The following is a 985-nucleotide window of genomic DNA, read 5'->3' as shown; positions in this document are numbered from 1 at the left end:
AACCATCAACGCACCAAATCCGAAAGTAGTTTGTTCGCCAAGTACGCTCACACTTACGGCAAGTGGCTGCGCAGGAACCGTCACATGGTCTAACAGCAGCACCGGAACGAGCTTAACGCTTTCAAGTGTAGGCACATATAGCATTACCGCAACTTGTACGGTTGGTTCGTGTACCAGTCCGGCGAGTACGGCAGTAACGGGTTTAGAGATTGTGACACAGCCGACGGCTCCAACCATCAACGCCCCTAACCCGAAAGTAGTTTGCGCACCAAGTACGCTCACGCTTACGGCAAGCGGCTGCGCAGGAACCGTCACATGGTCGAATAGCAGCACTGGAACGAGTTTAACTTTATCAAGTGTAGGCACATACAGCATTACAGCGACGTGTACGGTTGGTTCATGCACCAGTCCGGCAAGTACGGCGGTAACGGGCTTAGAGATTGTAACGCAGCCGACAGCACCAACCATTAACGCACCTAACCCGAAAGTAGTTTGCGCGCCAAGTACGCTCACGCTTACAGCAAGCGGTTGCGCGGGAACCGTTACATGGTCGAATAGCAGCACCGGAACGAGCTTAACGCTTTCAAGTGTAGGCACATACAGCATAACGGCGACGTGTACGGTTGGTTCATGTACCAGTCCAGCAAGTACGGCAGTAACGGGCTTGGAGATTGTGACACAGCCGACAGCACCAACCATCAACGCACCGAATCCGAAAGTAGTTTGCGCACCAAGTACGCTCACGCTTACGGCAAGCGGCTGCGCAGGAACAGTCACATGGTCTAACAGCAGCACCGGAACGAGCTTAACTTTATCAAGTGTAGGTACATACAGTATTACGGCGACGTGTACGGTTGGTTCTTGTACCAGTCCGGCGAGTACGGCGGTAACGGGTTTAGAGATTGTGACACAGCCGACAGCACCAACCATCAACGCACCAAACCCGAAAGTAGTTTGTTCGCCAAGTACGCTCACGCTTACGGCA

At 53.0% G+C, this 985-nt stretch carries 1 protein-coding gene; it reads right to left on the bottom strand.

Annotated features, from left to right (window positions below; all coding sequences use genetic code 11):
• Nucleotides 1-985 (bottom strand): hypothetical protein (locus WAA15_RS24470; RefSeq protein ID WP_337045477.1); only part of this gene is annotated, 985 nt, incomplete at both ends.

The organism is Emticicia sp. 17c, assembly GCF_037153985.1.
Classification (GTDB): Bacteria; Bacteroidota; Bacteroidia; order Cytophagales; family Spirosomataceae; genus Emticicia.
This window is presented reverse-complemented; position numbering and strand designations above follow the sequence as displayed.